Source organism: Streptomyces sp. SID10853, assembly GCF_010548145.1.
In the GTDB taxonomy this organism is placed as follows: Bacteria; Actinomycetota; Actinomycetes; order Streptomycetales; family Streptomycetaceae; genus Streptomyces.
The window spans coordinates 1-17,917 of sequence record NZ_JAAGLN010000146.1; the positions used below are offsets into that span (position 1 = coordinate 1).

Below are 17,917 nucleotides of genomic sequence, written 5' to 3' on the forward strand. Positions count from 1 at the left end.
CGAGGACCGCGGCGGACGCGCCGACGACCACGACCCGGCGCGGAGCGCTCACGCGAGGGCCCCGCGCTGCTCGGCGCCGGAGCGCCCGCCCTGGTCTTCGGTGGGGGTACGCATGGCCGCTCCGATGGTCACGGTGCCCGGCGCCGCCGCACACCACAGTGAAGTGAACGCTCAGGACTTTACGCCTGTTTACCTACCTGGCCAATCCCGCCCCTGCCCATCCCCGCGAGGGAGTTGGCACATAGCGGACCACGACCGCCCCTCCAGCGATCCGCGGGAGCCGGGGCCGCCCTTGTGTCAGGCTTGGCGCATGCACAGACATCCCGAGCCGCGGCCGGCGGCCGTACCGCCGAGCTCCGGGCAGCCGAGCTGCGGACCGCGGCCGCGCACGGGCCGCGGCGAGGGCGAACGGCTGCGCAATGCGCGCGGCGAGGGCGAGAGGCTCCGCACGGAGATCATCGAGGCGGTACTGCGGCTGATCGCCGATCAGCAGCGCATGCGTCCGGTGCCGCTGTCGCTGCGGGAGGTGGCGCGGGAGGCGGGCATCACCGCGCCGGCGATCTACCGCCACTTCTCGGGCAAGGACGAGCTCACCCGGGCCGCGCTCGGCCATCTCTTCGGGGAACTGCTCGCGGACCTGGACAGCGCGGACCGGGCGGCCGCCGGCCAGTCGCCCGCTGCCCGGCTGGCCGCACTGGCGCACGCGTACGCCCGGTTCGCCGAGGAGAACCCGACGAGCTTCCGGGTGATGTTCAACGGCGTGGGCCCGCACGACGAGGGTCCGGCCGAGGTCGCGGCCCGCTGGCGCACGGCGGTCGGCCGGCTGACGGAACCGGGCGCGCGGCACACCCGGTCCCCGGAGGCCGCGGCCGTGTCGGTGTGGTCGTCGGTGCACGGCAGGCTCCTCCTGGACCGTCCGGCGGGCGGCGTCTGGCAGCTGGGTGATGTGCACGCCTTCATCGACGACCTGACCCGTTCCCTGCAGGCGCCCGCGCTCCCGGACCGGTGACCGGGGGGCTCATCCCTTGCACCCTTGCGCACAGCTCTTGACGCCCCTCTTGCTTGTGCACAGCTCTTGACGGCCCGGCCCACTCCTGAATTACTGATCGCACACGGGTCGACCGAATGATCGGTCGGCGGGTCGGACAGGTCGGCCGGTCGGGACGGGAGTGACCACATGACAGCCCAGCTGGACGCGGCGGAACAGCTCAGCCGCGAAGAGCTCGAAGCCCTGCAGACCGAGCGGCTGCGCACGACGCTCCGGCACGCGTACGAGAACGTGCCGTTCTACCGGGAGTCCTTCGACAAGGCGGGACTGCGCCCCGAGGACTGCCGCACCCTCGCCGACCTGGCCCGGTTCCCCTTCACCTGCAAGGCCGACCTGCGCGACCAGTACCCCTTCGGGATGTTCGCCGTGCCGCAGTCCGACGTACGCCGTATCCACGCCTCCAGCGGCACGACGGGCCGCCCCACCGTCGTCGGCTACACCGAGCGCGACCTGTCCACCTGGGCTGACGTGGTGGCCAGGTCCATCCGCGCGGCGGGCGGCAGGCCCGGCGACAAGGTCCATGTGGCGTACGGATACGGGCTGTTCACCGGCGGCCTCGGCGCCCACTACGGCGCCGAGCGCCTCGGCTGCACGGTGATCCCCGCGTCCGGCGGGATGACGGCACGGCAGGTGCAGCTGATCCAGGACTTCCGCCCCGAGGTCATCATGGTGACGCCCACCTACATGCTCACGCTGCTCGACGAGTTCGAGCGCCGGGGCATCGACCCCAGGTCCACGTCCCTGCGGGTCGGCATATTCGGCGCCGAACCATGGACGGAGGAGATGCGGCGCGAGATCGAGGAGCGCTTCGCGATCGACGCCGTCGACATCTACGGGCTCTCCGAGGTCATGGGGCCGGGCGTGGCCCAGGAGTGCGTGGAGACCAAGGACGGCCTGCACATCTGGGAGGACCACTTCTACCCCGAGGTGGTCGACCCGGTCACGGGTGAGGCCCTGCCGGACGGCGAGCAGGGGGAGTTGGTGTTCACCTCGCTCACCAAGGAGGCCATGCCGGTGATCCGCTACCGGACCAGGGATCTGACCCGGCTGCTGCCCGGCACCGCCAGGACATTCCGGCGGATGGAGCGGATCACCGGGCGCAGCGACGACCTGGTGATCGTGCGCGGGGTGAACCTCTTCCCCACCCAGGTGGAGGAGATCGTGCTGCGCACCCCGGGACTCGCCCCGCACTTCCAGCTCCGGCTCACGCGGGAGGGCCGGATGGACGCGCTGACCGTACGGGCGGAAGCCAGACAGGACGCCTCACCGGAGGCACGGGAGACCGCCGCCCGGTCGGTCACGGCGGCCATCAAGGACTCCATCGGGATCTCGGCCCGCGTCGAGGTCGTCGCCCCCGAAACGCTCGAACGGTCGGTGGGGAAGTTCAAGCGGATCGTGGACCTGCGAACAGATCCTGGGTCACCGCGCGGCATGTAAGGGCTCCATGGGGCGACTCGCGTCCCTTGAGCTCATGACGCGGGCCCCGGCGCCGAAGGCTTCCTGGGCCAGACCGAAGACGTCCGGGCACCGGCCCTGCGGCCGCCCCCGACCCCGCGCTCACGCCAGGCTCGCGACGCCGGAGGCTGCTGAGGGTGCGCCGGCGCCGCATCGACCGCCGGGCGCACGCCGGCCGCAGGGACCCACTGGCTCGTTCGCGCAACTGGCCAACGGTCAGGGGCCTTTGCCTGAGGCCAGGCGTCAGCGGGTTTCGATGACGACCTTCTCGATCACCACGTCCTTCACAGGCCGGTCGGTGCGGGGGTCGGTTTCTGTCGTGACGATGCGGTCAACGATCTGCCTGCTGCCGTCATCGGCGACTTCGCCGAAGATGGTGTGCTTACCGGTGAGCCAGGCAACGGCCCCCACGGTGATGAAGAACTGCGATCCGTTGGTACCGGGCCCCGCGTTGGCCATGGCCACCATGTACGGACGGGTGAACGCCAGGTCCGGGTGAAACTCGTCGCCGAACTTGTACCCCGGCCCGCCCGTCCCGTTACCCAGAGGATCACCACCCTGGATCATGAAGCCCTCGATCGCCCGGTGGAACACTGTCCCGTCGTACAGCGGTTCGTTGCTCGGCTGCCCAGTGTTCGGGTCGGTCCACTGCCGCTCGCCCTTGGCCAGTTCCACGAAGTTGGCCACGGTCTTCGGAGCGTGATCCGGGAACAGCCGGATCACGATGTCTCCCTGGTTGGTCTTCAGGATCGTGTACGTCATTTCCGCCATGCCAATTCCCTCGTTGTGTGGTCTACGGTCCCGGCCAGTCTTCCGGCCGGCCCAGCCGGGTTGCTGCCGGCGACACGCGCCTGACCCGCACGGGGACGGCCGGTCCGCCGGTCCGCACCGGGTCGCGCACAGCCCCACCCGCCACCGGCGGCCTTCAGTGATACGTCCGCAGCGTGCCCGGTCGCCCAAGGCGGGCTGCCCCCGATTCGCCCCTCCCCACCCGCGACGAGAGCCCAGGCAACGGCCGTCGCAGGCGGGAGAGGCGTCAGTTGTCGGATTCCTCCTGCTGGTCCTCCTCCAGCGACCCTCCGGCGTTCTCGCGGGCCTTCTCCTCAGCCTCCTCGGCCTTCGAGCCGCGGTCTCCCAAGGCCGACTTCGCCTGCTCCGCGAGCTCGTCCGCCCTCTTCTTGAACTGATCCGAGAGACTCATGACTCCTCCTCGTCGCGTGGTCCTGCCTTCTGTTCATGAACGCCCCCACACCCCCGTCCGTTCTGGCTGTGCAGCCGAACGGAGGACACCCCGCCGCACATGTTCGGGGATGATCCCGATCGAGGGTGCAAAGAAATTCGAACCTGCGCTCTGTCCCCGGGCATGAGGCGCAGCTTCGCCCACGGCCTCGGCGAGCCCAGGCCGACTGGCACCCTGCGCCGTCTGCGCGATTCGGTCGCAGACCGCGGGCGCTGTCCGACGAAGCGGGAGATGGGTGACGCTGTCGGGCTGTGCAGCAGAGGGTGGATGGCCCGCCGGGCTCCGCAGGCGAGGAGCGTCCGGTGATCTCATGTAGGTCATCTGTCAGTGGCTGTCGGTCAGATATCGGTAGTTCGTCGGCAGGTGCTGGCACCTTTCAGTCACGGCCGCCGGGGATCGGCGGCCCTGACACCGAGGAGCCCCTATGCGCACCCCTGTCACGGTCATCGGCGCCGGACTCGGCGGCCTTGCGTTGGCCCGCGTCCTGCACCTCCACAGAATCCCGGTCACGGTCTACGAGGCCGACCCCTCCCCGTCGTCGCGCCCGCAGGGCGGGATGCTCGACATCCACGACTACAACGGGCAGCTCGCCCTCCAGGAGGCCGGTCTCATGGGCGAGTTCCGGACCATCGTCATAGCGGGGCGTCAGACGATGCGGCTCGTCGAACCGGACGGCACCGTTCTGCACGAGATCCCCGACGACGGCACGGGCGCACGCCCCGAGGTACAGCGCGGCGAGCTGCGGCGGATCCTGCTCGAATCGCTCCCGGCCGGTACCGTCCGCTGGGGCCACAAGGTCAGCGGTGTACGCCCCCTCGGTGACGGCGGCCACGAGGTGACCTTCGCCGACGGCAGTACCGCCGTCACAAGCCTGCTGGTCGGCGCGGACGGCGCATGGTCCCGGGTCCGGCCACTGCTCTCCGATGCCACACCCGAGTACGTCGGCACCTCGTTCGTCGAGACCTTCCTGTTCGACGCCGACACCCGGCACACCAGTACTGCGAAGATGGTCGGCGGTGGGTCGATGATCGCCCCTTCACCGGGCAAGGAGATCTTCGCTCACCGGGAGAGCGGCGACACGCTGCACGCCTATGTGGCACTGTCCAAGCCACTGGACTGGTTCGCCGCTGTCGACTTCGGCGATGCCTTCGGCGCTTCCGCGCGGATCGCGCGGGAGTTCGACGGCTGGGCACCGGAGCTCACCGCGCTGATCACGGACGCGGATGTCCCGCCCGTGCTGCGCCCCCATCACGCCCTGCCGACCGAGCACCGGTGGGACCGGGTGCCTGGGGTGACCCTGCTCGGCGACGCGGCCCATCTCGCGGCCCCGAACGGCGAAGGTGCCAACCTGGCCATGCTCGACGGCGCGGAACTCGGCAAGGCACTCGCTGCGCGTCGCGACGACATCGAGACCGCACTGACCGAGTACGAAGAGGCCCTGTTCGCCCGCGGTGCCGAGCCCGTCACGTTTGACGGCGCCGAGGTCCACGGAATCGACTCCGAGGACAACACGGCCCAGGCCATGCTGAGGATGATCAGCGCGCAGAGTGACTAGGCACACCCGGCCGGTGTGCGGAGCCGGATGACGAGGTCGGCGTCGGACGAGAAGTTCCGCCGCCGGTGGACGCGGGCACGAGGCAGCCCCCTGGCAGTGCCTCGTGCCCCACGCCCCCTAGCGGGAGCGGGCGTTCAGCGGCGTGCGGCCCACACCGTGCGTTCGGTGCGTACGGCGAGGTCGTCGCGGCGCAGCACACTGTGCGGGCTGTCGGTGTCGAGCAGCCGGTCGAGGGCTGCCAGGTCCTCCGGCGTGAGGGCATCTGCGGCGGTATCGCGCATGCGCCGCAGGCCGCTGAGGGCGTAGCGGCCGACCGCCGGGGAGCGGGAACCGTCGATGTGCACGGTGACCGGGCGCTCGCCTTCGACGGTGAATCCCGCGGCCGTCAGTTTCGGGCCCCAGTCGGCGCCGCGGTGGGGCATCTGCTCGGCACTGTCGCGGTCGACGGCGGCGTGGCAGCGCCCTTCCAGGCCCGGCCGTTCCAGCGGGGCGTCCTCGGGCAGGAAGCGGGGGAAGCCGGCGAGTTCGACGACGGCGATGAGCCCGCCCGGAGCGAGTGCGCCGTGGACCTGGCGCAGGGTGCGGTCGGGGTCGGCCAGGTGGTGCAGGGAGGCCGAGGCCCACACCAGATCGGGTGTGCCCAGCTCCGGTCTGCCGGTGTCGAGATCGGCCTGGACAGTGCGTACGCGGTCCTCGACACCCAGGGCGCACGCCTTCTCCCGCAGGCGCCGCAGATGGGCGGCCGAGGCATCGACGGCGGTGACGTGCGCGTCGGGGAAGCGTGCGAGCAGGGCGAAGGTTCCGGCGCCCGTCCCACAGCCGAGGTCGACGATCCGGCGAGGGCTCTCCGCGACGGGGAGCCAGGCGGTGATGGAGGCGATGTGCTCGGCGAGAACTTCGGCGTCCAGATCGAGGATCTCCACCTGTGCATGGGAGTCGTCGTGGCCGTGGTCGTCATGTCCGTGCTGGTGGGAGCGGTGGGCCTCGGGGCTCTGGGCGGCGGTGTGGGGGGTGTGGGCGGTGTGAGTCATGCTGCGACGGTAAGCGGGCCATGCGCCGCATGCACGATTGCTTGCGGATAAGGCAAGACGATGGCCTCTCCGGCTGCTCAGGACGCATGAACCCGCCCAGCCGGCACGCGAACCACCGCGCAATCGCGGCAGCCAGTCCCCGCGGTCAGTCCTCACGCGAAGTGGCCCTGTCGCCCTGGTGGCCGCGGCGGGCGTCACGGTCGAAGATCCCCAGGACTTCGCACGGGCCGCCCTCGGCACCGAGCGCGTGCGGAAGCATGGTGGGGAACTCGGCCGCCTGGTTGGTCTCCACACGGAAGCGGCGGTTTCCCAGCAGCAGGACGGCGGTTCCGGAGAGGACGACAAACCATTCACGGCCCGGGTGAGCGCGCAGGCGCGCAGGGCTGTCCGACGGCGGGTCCGTCATACGCTGGCGCAGCACCGTCATACCGGGGTCGGCCTTGACCGGCCAACGCAGCACCCCATGGGCGCCGTCGATCACCGGACTGGAGATCACATCGTCACCAGCGGTTTCGACGAGCTGGTCGAGGGTGGTGTCCAGGGCCCGGGCGAGCGTGAGGAGCTGGTCGAGCGCCAGGCGGCGCTGCCCGTTCTCGATGCGGCTGAGTGAGGACTGGCTCATCCGGGCACGGTTCGCCAGCTCCTCCAGGGACCAGCCCTGCGCCGCTCGCAGCGCGCGGATGCGTTTGCGTACCAGGCTGTCCACATCGTCATCGTCTTGCGTCATAGGCAACATCGTATGCCTTCACCGCATACGGTGCTTACGGTCGTCCTGTGCGGCCCCGCGACCGGGGTCCGCCCGCACCACGAAGGGACACAGAACGGCCATGACCGTCAAGACTGTTGAGAATCCGACCGATGAGAACGTCACCGATGAGCAGGTGGCCGCGGGGCACGCGAGCGACCCGCTGCCGAACAAGACCGTCGACGCGGTGGTGATCGGCGGCGGCGCCGCGGGACTGAACGGCGCGTTGATGCTCGCCCGCTCCCGCCGCTCGGTCGTCGTGATCGACAGCGGTACCCCTCGCAACGCCCCGGCCGCAGGCGTACACGGCCTGCTCGGCCTGGACGGCACCCCGCCGGCCGAGCTGCTGGCCCGCGGCCGGGAGGAGGTACGCAGCTACGGCGGACTGGTGGTGACCGGCGAGGTGACTGCCGCCGCCCCCACCGCGCGGGCCGCCGACGACGACCTGCGTTTCACCGTCGAACTGGCCGGCGGCGGCGCGCTGCGGGCGCGCCGTGTGCTGGTCGCGACCGGCCTGCGGGACGTCCTGCCGGACGTTCCGGGGCTGGCCCGGCACTGGGGACACGGCGTGGTGCACTGCCCGTACTGCCACGGCTGGGAAGTACGCGACGAGCCCATCGGCGTCCTCGCGACCGGCGCCGCCTCGCTCCACCACGCGCTGCTCTTCCGCCAGCTGACCGAGGATCTCGTCTACTTCACCCACGGCACCGCTCTGGACGATGACACCAGGGCGCGGTTCGCGGCCCGCGGTATCACCGTCGTCGACACCCCGGTCGCGGGAGTCGAGTCCGACGGGAGCGGCATCACCGGTGTGCGGCTGACCGACGGCCGGACTGTCCCGCGGCGCGTCCTCGCCGTCGCGACCGTGATGCAGGCCCGCGCCGACGGGCTGGAGGGCCTGCGGCTGCCGATGGAGGACCTGCCGGACGGGATGGGCCGCCACTTCGCCTCCGGCGTGGCCGGCACGACCGATGTGCCGGGGGTGTGGGTGGCGGGCAACGTCACCGACCCGATGGCACAGGTCGGCTCTTCGGCGGCGGCAGGGGCCCTGGCCGGGGCCCGTATGAACGCGGCCCTCGCCACCGCCGACACCGAAGCGGCCCTCACCGCCGCGAGCCCCGCCGGTTCCGCGAGTCCCACCAGTTCTGCAAGTCCCACCGGTTCTACGAGTTCCACCGGTTCCGTCGGGGCCACGGCCTGACGCGGACGGGACCGCCGCCTGACCCGAGCCCCCCCCAGAGCACTGGCTGGTGGGCTCAGGCCGGCCGGGGCTCCGCGAAGCGGTCCCGCAGTTCGCGCTTGAGGATCTTCCCGCTGGCGTTGCGTGGCAGGGAGTCCACGAACAGGACCCGCTTCGGGGCCTTGAAGTGCGGGAGGGATGCGCGGGCGTGGGCGAGCAGTTCGGCCTCGGTGATGTCGTCACAGACCACGACCACCGCCGTGACCGCCTCGATCCAGCGGTCGTCGGGCAGCCCGACGACCGCCGCTTCGGCGACCCCCGGGTGGGTGTAGAGCACATCCTCGACCTGGCGTGAGGCGACCAGCACACCCCCGGAGTTGATGACGTCCTTCACCCGGTCGACGACGGTGAAGTACCCCTGCGCGTCGCGTACCGCGAGATCGCCGGAGTGGAACCAGCCGTCGCGGAAGGCTTCGGCGGTCTCCTCCGGTTTGCCCCAGTAGCCCTCGCACAACTGCGGTGACCGGTAGACCACTTCACCCGCCGTGCCGTCGGGGACCTCGTCGCCGTTCTCGTCGACCACCGCGGCCTCCACGAAGAGAACGGGCCTGCCGCACGAGTCCATCCGCCCCTCGTGCTCACCCGGGCCCAGGACCATGGCGAGCGGCCCGATCTCGCTCTGGCCGAAACAGTTGTGGAAGGCCAGCCCCGGCAGCCGCTCCTGGAGCCGTTCCAGCACGGGCACCGGCATGATCGACGCACCGTAGAACGCCTTGCGGAGCCCGCTCAGATCGCGGGTGGCGAAGTCCGGGTGGCGGGAGAAGCCGATCCACACGGTGGGCGGCGCGAAGAGGGTGTCGGCGAGGCCCGCCTCGACCAGCCGGAACACCTCGGCCGCGTCCGGGGCGTCCAGGATGGTGTTCTCGGCGCCCACCGCCAGATACGGCACCAGAAAGACGTGCAGCTGGGCCGAGTGGTACAGCGGCAGCGAGTGCAGCGGCCGGTCCGTCTCCCGCAGGCCGAGTGAGGTGATGGCGCTGACGTACTCATGGACGAGCGCCCGGTGCGTCATCATCGCGCCCTTGGCGAGTGCGGTGGTGCCCGAGGTGTAGAGCAGCTGCACCAGGTCGTCCGAGCCGGGCGGGTGCTCGGGGGTGAAGGGCCGGGGCGTGCCGAGCGCGGCCAGCAGCGATGCGTCGCTTCCGCGCAGCAGGCGTACGGGGAAGCCGTCGGGGACAGCGTCGGCGATGACGGGGTCCGCCAGCACCAGCGCGCTGCCCGACTGGCGCAGGATGTAGGCCAGTTCGTCTCCCGTGAGGTTCTGGTTCACCGGGACGTGGATCAGCCCGGCCCGGGCGCAGGCGAGGAAGCCGATGAGGTACACGTCCGAGTTGTTGCCGTAGGAGGCGACCCGGTCGCCGGTCCGCAGCCCGTGCTCGGTCAGGACGGCGGCCGCTGTGGTGACCGCCTCGTCGAGGGCGGCGTAGCTCCAGGCACGGTCCCCGTACCGGACGGCGGTGCGCCCGGGAACCCGGCGCGCGCTGCGGCGCAGGATGGCGTCGACCGTGCCGGCGCGTACACCTGTCGTGTCGTGGTCCTGTGTCATGGCGTGATCCTGCGGTCCGCCGGGGTGCTGGTCAAGGGAGGCGCTCAGGGGCTGACGGCCAGGAACACGAAGGCGGCGAAGATCGCCAGGTGGATGCCGCCCTGCATCAGGGTCGCCCGGCCGGGGACGATCGTCAGCGCGCCGACCACCAGGGTCAGTGCGAGCAGCACCATATGGGTGGCTCCGAGCCCGAGCAGCAGGGGGCCGGTGAGCCAGATGGATGCCAGTGCGATGGCGGGAATCGTGAGGCCGATGCTCGCCATGGCGGAGCCGAGCCCGAGGTTGAGGCTGGTCTGCACCCGGTCGCGGCGCGCCGCGCGTACGGCGGCGAGCGTCTCCGGGAGCAGCACGAGCAGGGCGATCACCACGCCGACGACGGCGTGGGGCAGCCCGGCCGCTTCGACGCCCGACTCCAGGGTCGGCGAGATGGCTTTGGCGTTGCCGACGACCGCGATCAGGGCGACGAGCAGCAGAGCGAGGCTCAGCAGCGCGGCCCGGCGGCCGGGCGGCGGCGCGTGGCCTTCCTCGTCCTGGATCTCGCCCTCCTGCGTGACGGGCAGGAAGTAGTCGCGGTGACGGACCGTCTGTACGGCGACGAAGAGGCCGTACAGACAGAGCGAGGCGATGGCGGCGAAGGCCAGCTGGGGGCCGCTGAACTCCGGTCCCGGCTTCTTGGTGAACCTCGGCAGGACGAGGGTGAGGGTCGACAGCGCGGCCACCGCGGACAGGGCGGTGCCCGAGCCTTCCGCGTTGAAGACGGCGAAGCCGCGGCGTACCGCGCCGACCAGCAGGGAGAGGCCCACGATCCCGTTGCATGTGATCATCACGGCGGCGAAGACGGTGTCCCGGGCCAGCGAGGAGTACTTGGAGCCCCCGTCGGCCATCAGGGTGACGATGAGGGCCACCTCGATGACGGTGACGGCGACCGCCAGGACCAGCGAGCCGAAGGGCTCCCCCACCCGGTGGGCGATCACCTCGGCGTGGTGCACGGCGGCCAGCACCGCTCCGGCCAGGCAGAGCGCCACCAGCACGACGGCGAACACCGGCAGCTCGCGGCCCCAGCTGAAGATCAGGGCCACGACGGCGACCACGGGGACCGCGGTGGTCCACTGTGCGGCCAGGGCCCGGCTCGGCGCTCTCATGGGGCCATGCTGACGGAGATGATCAGCGGCTGCCCGCCGAGCGCGCCCCGGCCGGGCCCGCCCCTGCCCCCGTACGCGCGCGTGTCAGAGCGGGCGCTCGTGGCCCTCCCAGTACGGCTCGCGCAGCCGTCGCTTGTAGAGCTTGCCGTTGGGGTCGCGGGGCATCGCCTCGATGAAGTCGACGCTCCTGGGTCGTTTGTACCCGGCGAGCCGGGACTCGCAGTGGGCCAGGATCTCGGCGGCGAGCGCGTCGCCCGGCACGGCGCCTTCGGCGGGTTCGATGACGGCCTTGACCGCCTCGCCCCAGTCCGCGTGCGGGATACCGAAGGCGGCGGCGTCGGCGACGGCGGGGTGGCTGAGCAGCGCGGACTCGATCTCCGCCGGGTAGATGTTGACCCCGCCGGAAATGATCATGTCGATCTTGCGGTCGCGGAGGAAGAGGTAGCCGTCCTCGTCGAGCAGGCCCAGGTCGCCGACGGTGAAGAAGTCACCTATACGGTTCTTCGCCGTCTTGGCCTTGTCCTTGTGGTAGCTGAAGCCGCCGGTGGACATCTTCATGTAGACGGTGCCCAGTTCGCCGGGCGGCAGCCGGTTGCCGTCGTCGTCGTGGATGGCGAGTTCACTGATGGGCCAAGCCTTGCCGACGGTGCCCGGCTTCTTCAGCCAGTCCTCGGCCGTGGCGAAGGCGCCGCCGCCCTCGCTGGCCGCGTAGTACTCCTCGACACAGTGCCCCCACCAGTCGATCATCGCCCGTTTGACGTGGTCGGGGCAGGGCGCGGCGCCGTGGATGGCATGGCGCATCGACGTCACGTCGTACCGCTCCTTGACCTCGTCGGGCAGCGCGAGGAGACGGTGGAACTGGGTCGGGACCATATGGGTGTGGGTGCACCCGTGCGCGTCGATGCTGCGCAGCATCTCCTCGGGCGTCCACTTGTCCATCAGGACCAGGGGGTGGCCGATGTGCAGGGCGGCGCCCGCGAACTGGAGTACGGCGGTGTGGTAGAGCGGCGAGCAGACGAGATGGACGTTGCCGTCGAAGGGGCGGATCCCGAAGATCGCGAGGAACCCGCCGAGGTAGGTCTCCTCGGGTAGCTTGCCGGGCAGCGGGCGGCGGATGCCGCGGGGCCGGCCGGTGGTGCCCGATGTGTAGTTCATGACCCAGCCGAGGGTGCGGTCTTCGGGTACGGATCCGGGCTGCCCGCCGGGGAGTTCGCCGTAGGGGCGGAAACCCGGGATGGCCCCGACCGCGTACCGGTGGGTTGCGGGCAGCCCTGCCTCGTCAGCGGCCGCCGTGGCCGCTTCGGCGAAACGCTCGTGGGCGATGAGGACCTTGGCCCCGGAGTCGGAGACGATCCAGGCGATCTCAGGTCCGACGAAGTGGTGGTTGACCGGCACCAGATAGAGCCCGGCCTGCGATGCGGCGAGATACGCGGTGAGGAACTCGACGCCGTTCGGCAGTACGACCGCGAAGGCGTCCCCGCGCTCCAGCCCCGCGGCCCGCAGCCCGTGCACCAGCTGGTTGACGGCGGTGTGCAGCCGTCCGGCCGTCCACTCCTCGCCGTCGGGTGCGATGAGGACCGTGCGGCCGGGGTCGGCGGTGGCCTGGGCCCAGAAGCCGTTGGGGGTCTGGCTGTCCGTCGCTGCCATCAGTGACTCCGTCCTGCGATGCGGTTGATCCGGTCGATGGCCCGCTCGAAGCCGCGGGTCAGGTCGTCGAACACCTCCTGAACACCGCGTTCGGAGTTCATCCGGCCGACGATCTGGCCGACCGGGGTGCCGAGCAGCGGGGCGACCTCGTACTTCTGGATCCGGGAGACCGCGTCGGCCACGAGCAGCCCCTGCAGCGGCATGGGCAGGGTGCCGGGCCCGGAGGGGTCGTCCCAGGCGTCGGTCCATTCCGTACGGAGCTGGCGGGCGGGTTTGCCGGTCAGCGCACGGGAGCGCACGGTGTCGCCCGAGCCCGCTTCGATGAGCTTCTGGGTGAGTGCGCGGGAGTGCATCTCGGCCTCGGTGGTGGTGAGCCAGAGCGAGCCGAGCCAGACGCCCTGGGCGCCGAGCGCGATACCGGCGGCGATCTGCTCGCCGCTGCCGATCCCGCCGGCGGCCAGCACCGGCAGCGGGGACACCGCGTCGACCACGTCGGGGGTGAGCACCATGGACGCGATGTCGCCGGTGTGGCCGCCCGCCTCGTACCCCTGGGCGACGACGATGTCGATCCCGGCCTCGGCGTGGCGCCTGGCGTGCTTGGCACTGCCGGCCAGCGCCGCGACCAGGACATTGTGGCGGTGGGCGCGTTCGATGACGTCGGCGGGCGGGGAGCCGAGGGCGTTGGCGAGCAGCTTGATCGGATAGTCGAAGGCGACATCGAGCTGGTTGCGGGCGACCTGCTCCATCCATCCGGTGATCCGCCAGCCGGAGGCCTCACCCTCGGGGAACTCGGGGACCCCGTGTTTGGCGAGGGTCTCCTCCACGTACCGGCGGTGCCCCTCCGGGATCATCGCCTCGACCTCGGCCTCCGTCACCCCCTCCACCTTCTTCGCGGGCATGACGACATCGAGGCCGTACGGCAGTCCGCCGGTGTGCTCCTGCATCCAGTCGAGATCACGCGCCAGTTCGTCGGGGGCGGTGTAGCGGACCGCTCCGAGTACCCCGAATCCGCCGGCCCGGGTGATGGCGGCGGCCACGGCGGGGAAGGGCGTGAAGCCGAAGATTGCGTGCTCGATCCCCAGTTTCTTGCTCAGCTCCGTCTCCATGGGGCGCAGGATGCCCCAGCGGAGCATTCGAGGGAAGAGATTTTCTGATGCAGTGTCAGATTCTTTGCGGCGCCGGAGACACGCGGTGCGAGGGTTGACACCCCCGTACCGATGGCAGAAAGTTTCCGCAGTCGACAGGGCGCCGAAAGATACTTTCAAGGAGTGCTGGGATGAGCGGCAACACCGCGGGCGGGGACATCAGCAGACGCCGGCTGGGCAGCGGAATGCTGGCTCTGGGAGGGGCACTCGCCCTGGCCTCGCTCCCGCTGGGCCCGGCCGCCGCGGCGGGGGGACCGGCTGCGGGCCAGGGATCCGGGCGCGGCACGAACCCCGCCGCTCCGGGTGCCGGCTCCGGCTCCGGCTCCGGCTCCGGCTCCGGGCGTACGACACTCAGGCACGGCACCGCCGAGCAGGCCGGGCTGCTCCCGGGTCAGCTGCGCCAACTGGTCAGCGGGGCACGGACGTTCCTCGGCCCCTCCCCCACCCACCCGTGGTACGCGGGTGCCGTACTGCTCGCCGGCCGCGGCGGCACGGTGGCGCTGCACGAGCCGATCGGGCACGCGGTGCGCTACTCGGCGTACGACGAGAAGTCCGACACCGGCGTGGAGTTCCCCCCTGACCAGCAGATCGCGGCGGACCGGGACACCCTCTACGACCTGGCGTCCGTCTCCAAACTCTTCACCTCGCTCGTCGCGGTGCAGCAGATCGAGCGGGGCGCACTGAAACTGACCGCGAAGGTCGCCTCGTACCTCCCCGAGTTCGGCGCGGCCGGCAAAGCAGACATGACGGTACGTCAGCTCCTCACGCACACCTCCGGGTTCCGCGCGACGCTGGCGCTGTACAAGGCACCGACACGGGAGGGCAGACTGCGGATGCTGTGGGCCGAGGCGCCGATCAACGCGCCCGGCACCGCCTATCTCTACTCCGACCTCAACCTGATCTCGATGCAGCTGGTCCTGGAGAAGATCACCGGCCGCACGCTCGACGTCCTGGTCCGCGAGGGGATCACCGCACCGCTCGGTATGCACCGCACCCGCTACAACCCGCCCGCCTCCTGGAAGCCGCGGATCGCGGCCACCGAGGACGCCAGGCCGCCCTGGTCGGGGCTGGACCGCGGGCTGGTCTGGGGCGAGGTGCACGACGAGAACGCCTACAGCTTCGACGGCGTCGCCGGTCACGCCGGGGTCTTCTCCTGCGCCTGGGACCTGGCGGTCCTGGCCCGCACGCTGCTGAACGGCGGCGCGTACGGACCGGCCCGCATTCTGCGACCCGAATCGGTGGACCTGCTGTTCACCGACTTCAACACCGCGTTCCCCGGGGACGACCACGGCCTCGGGTTCGAGCTCTACCAGCACTGGTACATGGGCGCGATGGCGACCCCGCGCACCGCGGGCCACACCGGGTTCACCGGGACCAGCCTGGTGCTCGACCCGTCCACCGACTCCTTCCTGATCATGCTGGGCAACTCGGTCCATCCGGTGCGCAACTGGCGTACGGGGAGCGCGCCCCGGGTCCAGGCGGGCAACAGCCTGGCGCGGGCGGTGCCGGTGCGGGCCGCGCACGGACGGACGAGCTGGTTCTCCGGCATGGCGAGTTCGGCGACCGCCACCCTGACCCTGCCCGCTGTCACCCCGGTGTCCGGACGGACACGTCTCGGCGCCTCGGTGTGGTGGGACAGCGAACCGCACGCCGATTTCCTGTTCCTGGAGGCGTCGGCGGACGCCGGTGCGACCTGGCGGCCGGTGCCCTTCTCCACTACCACCGGCGACCGGCGGCCCGAGGCCCGCCCATCAGGGTCGGTGGACGGCTGGTCGGGGCGTGTCTGGCACCGGCTGGACGCGGACCTGGCGTCCTGGCACGGACGGGAAGTACGGCTGCGCTGGCGCTACACGACCGATCAGCTGTACGTGGGCCGCGGGGCCTACGTCACCGACATCGTGGTCGGCGACGGCCGCCGTACGCTCTTCGACGGGGCGGGAGCGGCGGACGCGGCGCGGATCGAGGCGGCCGGCTGGGTGCGCTCCGCGGACTGATCCAGCCGTGACGCCTGGTCAGGAGGGTCTGGCCGACGGCAGGTCCGCCCGGCACGCAGAGATCCATGTCACATTCAGGGATTCCCCGAAGCTGCAACTGATCCGACATTCTTGGCGTGATAACCGCCGTAGATCACGTTCTCTCATGCCAGGGGCCCCACACTCATGACCGCTCAGCTGAATCGCGCACCCCGCCGGATCGCCGCTCTTCTCGCCGTCACCGCCATCGGCCTCGGTGCTGCAGCCTGTTCGTCCTCGTCCGACGACAAGGCTGCGGGTACCAACGACTCCTCGACGGCCGCCTCTTCCGACGGCGCCGCTTCGGGCAAGAGCACGGCCGATGGTTCGGACAGCTCCAGCGGCTCGGACGGTTCGGGCTCCGGCGGCACCGCGGTCAACGGCGGTACCAAGGCGCCGGGCGGCTCCTCGTCCACCGGCGGGAACGGCGGCGCGGCGGCCGGTGCCGCGTCGTCGCGCTGCCACACCACCGACTTGAAGGCGGCCTTCGCCACCGGCGGCGACGCCGTACCGAACATGAAGTCCGACGAGCAGACGCAGGCGTCAGTGGCCTTCACCAACATCGGCAAGGGCACCTGCACACTGACCGGCTTCCCCGGCGTCGACATGGTCGGCAACCAGGCGTCCGACGGCACCTGGTCGCTGGAGCGCTCGTCGAAGAAGGGCACCACGATCTCGCTGTCGCCGGGCGACACCACCGACTTCACTATCACGCTCGGCGCGACGACGGAGACGGGCTCGGGCACCTTCGAGCCCGGTCTGGTGCGGATCACCCCGCCCAACGAGAAGAGCCAGTTCTCGCTGAAGTGGCCGTTCGGCGGTGTGATCACCAAGCAGGACGGCGCCACCCACTCGGCCACGTACGTCAACCCGATCGGGTCCTGAGGCCGGTGCGCTGAGCGGTCGCCGGGCTCGACAGGGTGCGGGGACCGCACGAGGACCGCAGCTGTGAGCCGCGCCGGGGCGGCTCACAGCCCCGGCGCGCTCCGCTGCTGCCGACGCGTGGCGACCAGCCGGTACAGCTCGGCCGCCTCGTCCCCGCAGCCCAGTTGCTCCAGACAGTGCGCCTCGTCGTTGCGGCTGGCCAGCGCGTCGGGATGGCTGAGGCCGAGCACCCGCTCCCGGGCCGCTGCGACCTCCCGGTAGACGGTGAGCGCGTCCGCCCAGCGTCCGAGCCAGCCCAGCCCGACGGCGATCTCGCGGCGGCTGACCAGGGTGTCGGGGTGGTCGGCGCCCAGCACCTGTTCCCGCAGCGCACAGACCTCGCGCGCCTCGGCGAGCGCTTCGTCCCACCGTCCGAGGCGGCCGAGGTTCACCCCCAGGCCGTGCCGGGCCCGCAGGGTCTCCGGGTCGGCCGGGCCCTGGACCCGGGTGCGGTCGCCGACCAGCGCGCCGAACCTTTCGAGCGCTTCCTCGCTGTGCCCCAGCCGGCCCAGACTGATGGCCACCTCGTACCGGGTCGCGAGTGTGTCCGGATGGTCGGCGCCCAGCGCCTGTTCCCTGGCGGCGGCCACCTCGCGGTAGATCTCCAGCGCCTCCGGCCAGCGGCCCAACTGTCCCAGCGCATAAGCGACTTCGTACCGGGTCACCAGGGTGTCCGGGTGGGCCGCGCCGAGCACGGCGGCGCGCGCCGCGGCCACTTCGCACGCCATCCGGTACGAGTCCTCAAGCCGCCCGAGCCTGCTCAGGTTGAAGGCGAGATTGTGCCGGCAGCGCAGGGTGTCCGGGTGGTCGGGGCCGACGGTACGCTCCCGGGCCGCCAGCACCGACGCGTACACCTGGTGCGCCTCGAAGTGGCGGCCGAGCTGCCCCAGTACGTACGCCGTCTCCTGCCGGGCGGCGAGTGTCTCGGGGTGGTCGGCGCCCAGCGTCCTGGCCCGGCCGTCGGCGACCCGGGTGAACTCCCGCAGGGCGTCGGCCGCCCGGCCGGTACGGCTCAGCGTGAAGCCCACTTCGTAGCGGCTGGCCAGGGTGTCCGGGTGGTCGGGGCCGAGGGCGTACTCACGCTCGGCCGCCACGGCCCGGTGCACCTCCCCCGCCTCCGCCCAGCGGCCCAGCCTGCTCAGGCTGAGCCCGGCGTTGTGCCGGCCGGTCAGTGCGGCCACCAGGCC

General features: G+C 71.3%; 15 protein-coding genes. 6 read left to right on the forward strand and 9 right to left on the reverse strand.

The genetic code is table 11. The annotated features are described in order from the left end of the window. The first annotated feature begins 310 nt into the window (after nucleotides 1-310). Entirely contained in the window at nucleotides 311-1,009 is a 699-nt protein-coding gene (locus G3I19_RS24060; RefSeq protein WP_164265778.1) for a TetR/AcrR family transcriptional regulator, read from the forward strand. Nucleotides 1,010-1,177: 168 nt separating this feature from the next. Continuing rightward, complete coding sequence (paaK, locus tag G3I19_RS24065) at nucleotides 1,178-2,485, forward strand: phenylacetate--CoA ligase PaaK (RefSeq protein ID WP_164265779.1); 1,308 nt, start codon at nucleotides 1,178-1,180, stop codon at nucleotides 2,483-2,485. A 261-nt stretch (nucleotides 2,486-2,746) separates the two neighbouring features. Here the strand turns inward: paaK and G3I19_RS24070 are convergent, their stop codons facing one another. Both G3I19_RS24070 and G3I19_RS24075 read right to left on the reverse strand, forming a co-directional pair. Beyond that, nucleotides 2,747-3,274, reverse strand: a complete 528-nt coding sequence (locus G3I19_RS24070) for a peptidylprolyl isomerase (protein ID WP_164265780.1) — start codon at nucleotides 3,272-3,274, stop codon at nucleotides 2,747-2,749. A gap of 265 nt (nucleotides 3,275-3,539) precedes the next feature. Further along, entirely contained in the window at nucleotides 3,540-3,704 is a 165-nt protein-coding gene (locus G3I19_RS24075; RefSeq protein ID WP_164265781.1) for a hypothetical protein, read from the reverse strand. Between the two features lie 463 nt (nucleotides 3,705-4,167). Here G3I19_RS24075 and G3I19_RS24080 point away from each other — a divergent pair, with 463 nt between their 5' ends. Beyond that, nucleotides 4,168-5,298, forward strand: coding sequence for an NAD(P)/FAD-dependent oxidoreductase (locus tag G3I19_RS24080; RefSeq protein ID WP_164265782.1), 1,131 nt, complete (start codon nucleotides 4,168-4,170; stop codon nucleotides 5,296-5,298). Nucleotides 5,299-5,432: 134 nt separating this feature from the next. Here G3I19_RS24080 and G3I19_RS24085 read toward each other — a convergent pair whose 3' ends face one another. Next, nucleotides 5,433-6,329 (reverse strand): class I SAM-dependent methyltransferase, encoded by an 897-nt coding sequence (locus tag G3I19_RS24085; protein WP_164265783.1) that lies wholly within the window; start codon nucleotides 6,327-6,329, stop codon nucleotides 5,433-5,435. A 145-nt stretch (nucleotides 6,330-6,474) separates the two neighbouring features. Beyond that, nucleotides 6,475-7,056, reverse strand: coding sequence for a helix-turn-helix transcriptional regulator (locus tag G3I19_RS24090; RefSeq protein ID WP_164265784.1), 582 nt, complete (start codon nucleotides 7,054-7,056; stop codon nucleotides 6,475-6,477). Nucleotides 7,057-7,156: 100 nt separating this feature from the next. Between G3I19_RS24090 and G3I19_RS24095 the strand changes: the two genes are divergently transcribed. Further along, complete coding sequence (locus G3I19_RS24095; RefSeq protein WP_164265785.1) at nucleotides 7,157-8,275, forward strand: NAD(P)/FAD-dependent oxidoreductase; 1,119 nt, start codon at nucleotides 7,157-7,159, stop codon at nucleotides 8,273-8,275. Between the two features lie 55 nt (nucleotides 8,276-8,330). Here G3I19_RS24095 and G3I19_RS24100 read toward each other — a convergent pair whose 3' ends face one another. The 4 genes from G3I19_RS24100 to G3I19_RS24115 all read right to left on the reverse strand — a co-directional run bounded on the left by G3I19_RS24100 (nucleotide 8,331) and on the right by G3I19_RS24115 (nucleotide 13,755). Further along, nucleotides 8,331-9,860: a fatty acyl-CoA synthetase gene (locus G3I19_RS24100; RefSeq protein ID WP_164265786.1), complete on the reverse strand. Its 1,530-nt coding sequence runs from the start codon at nucleotides 9,858-9,860 to the stop codon at nucleotides 8,331-8,333. A gap of 44 nt (nucleotides 9,861-9,904) precedes the next feature. Beyond that, a complete protein-coding gene (locus G3I19_RS24105) occupies nucleotides 9,905-11,002 on the reverse strand; it encodes an ionic transporter y4hA (protein WP_164265787.1) in 1,098 nt (365 codons plus the stop codon). A gap of 84 nt (nucleotides 11,003-11,086) precedes the next feature. Further along, a complete protein-coding gene (locus tag G3I19_RS24110) occupies nucleotides 11,087-12,649 on the reverse strand; it encodes an acyl-CoA synthetase (protein WP_164265788.1) in 1,563 nt (520 codons plus the stop codon). Next, nucleotides 12,649-13,755, reverse strand: coding sequence for a nitronate monooxygenase (locus G3I19_RS24115; RefSeq protein ID WP_164265789.1), 1,107 nt, complete (start codon nucleotides 13,753-13,755; stop codon nucleotides 12,649-12,651). Before G3I19_RS24115 ends, G3I19_RS24110 begins: the two co-directional genes overlap by 1 nt. A 170-nt stretch (nucleotides 13,756-13,925) precedes the next feature. On the opposite strand from G3I19_RS24115, the gene G3I19_RS24120 reads away from it, so the two are divergent. Continuing rightward, on the forward strand, nucleotides 13,926-15,788 hold the full coding sequence (locus G3I19_RS24120) for a serine hydrolase domain-containing protein (RefSeq protein WP_164265790.1): 1,863 nt from the start codon (nucleotides 13,926-13,928) through the stop codon (nucleotides 15,786-15,788). Nucleotides 15,789-15,953: 165 nt separating this feature from the next. Beyond that, entirely contained in the window at nucleotides 15,954-16,691 is a 738-nt protein-coding gene (locus tag G3I19_RS24125; RefSeq protein WP_164265791.1) for a DUF4232 domain-containing protein, read from the forward strand. A gap of 83 nt (nucleotides 16,692-16,774) precedes the next feature. Here the strand turns inward: G3I19_RS24125 and G3I19_RS24130 are convergent. Beyond that, the coding region (locus tag G3I19_RS24130) for a tetratricopeptide repeat protein (protein ID WP_164265792.1) at nucleotides 16,775-17,917 on the reverse strand (1,143 nt) is incomplete at its 5' end.